We start from the raw sequence: 2174 nt of genomic DNA, 5'->3' as shown, positions 1-2174 counted from the left end.
GCATGAGAAGAGAGATCGAGGGCTTGGTCTTAGCGACAAGGTCCAGGCCTTCAGGCGCAATCGAGCTGCCTCAATCTCGCGCGGTGGGAGCTAACCACCACGGGGTGGCAAGATACAAGGCGCGAAGGACGCGAAGAGAAGAAGGGCTTCCAGCTGCCAGCCTCCAGGTGAGGAAGCTGGATTGCCTCGTACCGCCGCAGTTGACCGCAAACCGATACTGGAGGCTGCTTGCTGAAGGCTGGTCGCTTTCTTTGCGCCCTTCGCGCCCTTGGCGGTTCAACCTTCTGGCCGCTGCAAGCCGAGCCGCCCCCGACGGCTCAGTTCTTGATCCCGATGCCGCGGCGCAGCAGGTGCAGGCTGTAGGCGGCGAGCGCGACGATGAAGGCGGCGATCATCGCAAAGGCGACGCCGAGCGGGATGTCGCTGATGCCGAGCAGGCCGTAGCGGAAGGCGTTGACCATGTAGAGCACCGGATTGGCCATCGACACCCCCTGCCAGAACTCCGGCAGCAGCTCGATCGAGTAGAAGACCCCGCCGAGATAGGTCAACGGGGTGAGCACGAAGGTGGGGATGATCGAGATGTCGTCGAAGCTGTTGGCATAGACCGCGTTGATGAAGCCGCCGAGCGCGAACAGCACCGCGGTCATCAGGAACACCAGCAGGGTGACGCCATAACTGTGCACCTCGATGTCGGTGAACAGCATCGCCACCACCATCACCGCCACGCCCACCACCATACCGCGCGCCGCGCCGCCGGCGACATAGCCGGCGAGGATCACCCAGTTGGGCGCCGGCGAGACCAGCAACTCCTCGATATAGCGCGAGAACTTGCTGCTGTAGAAGGACGAGACGACGTTGGAATAGGCGTTGGTGATCACGCTCATCAGTGCCAGACCGGGGACGATGAACTCCAGATAGGCGACCCCGTCCATCTCGCCGATGCGCTCACCGATCAGCCGACCGAAGATCACGAAATACAGGGTGGTGGTGATCACCGAGGGCAGGATGGTCTGCACCCAGATCCGCGAGAAGCGCAGGATCTCCTTGGTGAGGATGGTCTGGAAGGTGATCCAGTAGCGATAGGTCTCGGCCATGATACTCAGACCCCCTCGTCGGCGGGACGACGCTCGACCATGTCGAGGAACAGTCGTTCGAGCCGGTTCTGCTTGTTGCGCAGACTGATCACCTCGATGCCGTTGCGCGAGAGCGCCTCGAACAGCCCATTGATGGTGTGATCACGGTTCATCTCCACCTCCAGGGTGCAGTCGTCGAGATGCTGGAGGACGAAGCCGCCGAGTTCGGGCAGCTCGCTGACCTGTCCCTTGAGGTTGAGCACGAAGGTCTCGGTGTGCAACTTGCCGAGCAGCGCCCCCATGGTCGAGCGCTCGACCAGCTCGCCGTGCTGGATGATGGCGATGTTGCGGCAGAGGCTCTCGGCCTCCTCCAGATAGTGGGTGGTGAGGATGATGGTGGTGCCCTCGGCGTTGAGCTCGCGCAGGAAGGACCACATCGAGCGACGGATCTCGATGTCGACCCCGGCGGTCGGCTCGTCGAGGATCAGCAGCCGCGGCTGGTGCACCAGTGCGCGGGCGATCATCAGCCGGCGCTTGAGCCCACCGGAGAGTCGGCGCATCTCGGTGTCGCGCCGATCCCAGAGATCGAGCTGGCGCAGATAGCGCTCGGCGCGCACCTTGGCCTCGCGCCGCGGGATGCCGTAATAACCGGCCTGGTTGAGCACCACCTCGAACACCGGCAGGAAGAGGTTGAAGTTGAACTCCTGCGGCACCAGGCCGATGCACGACTTCACCCGCTCGGGGTCGCGATCGAGATCGTGACCGAAGACGCTGACCCGACCGCTGCTCTTGTTGACCAGCGACGAGAGGATACCGATGAAGGTCGACTTGCCCGCCCCGTTGGGGCCGAGCAGCGCGAAGAAGTCACCCTCCTCGACCGTCAGGTCGATCCCCTTGAGCGCCTGGAAGCCACCCTTGTAGGTCTTGGTGAGTTGCTGGACATCGAGTGCGAGCATGATGGAAGTCTGACGGATTGCGACCGAATGAGCGGCGGACCGACGGCCCGCGCGAGGCGGCCCGCCAACGACCGGGCCGGCGGATCTGGATAGCCGACTACTCTAGCGGCGCCGGCCGCGCGCTCGCAAGCGGCGCCGCCAGCCG

At 63.9% G+C, this 2174-nt stretch carries 2 protein-coding genes; both read right to left on the bottom strand.

The genetic code is table 11. The features are described 5' to 3' along the window. Positions 1-317: 317 nt before the first annotated feature. Positions 318-1094, bottom strand: coding sequence for an ABC transporter permease (locus EBL85_RS16655; protein WP_123139401.1), 777 nt, complete (start codon positions 1092-1094; stop codon positions 318-320). Between the two features lie 5 nt (positions 1095-1099). Then, positions 1100-2029 carry an ABC transporter ATP-binding protein gene (locus EBL85_RS16650; protein WP_123143495.1) on the bottom strand — a complete coding sequence of 310 codons (930 nt, stop codon included), beginning with the start codon at positions 2027-2029 and terminating at the stop codon, positions 1100-1102. Positions 2030-2174 lie beyond the last annotated feature (145 nt).

This window comes from Marichromatium sp. AB32, from assembly GCF_003718675.1.
Taxonomy (GTDB): Bacteria; Pseudomonadota; Gammaproteobacteria; order Chromatiales; family Chromatiaceae; genus Marichromatium; species Marichromatium gracile.
This window is presented reverse-complemented; position numbering and strand designations above follow the sequence as displayed.

Excerpts from the sequence above, each read along its gene's own strand:
- EBL85_RS16655 (WP_123139401.1), bottom strand. The coding sequence starts at position 1,094 with ATGGCCGAGACCTATCGCTACTGGATCACCTTCCAGACCATCCTCACC.
- EBL85_RS16650 (WP_123143495.1), bottom strand. The coding sequence starts at position 2,029 with ATGCTCGCACTCGATGTCCAGCAACTCACCAAGACCTACAAGGGTGGC.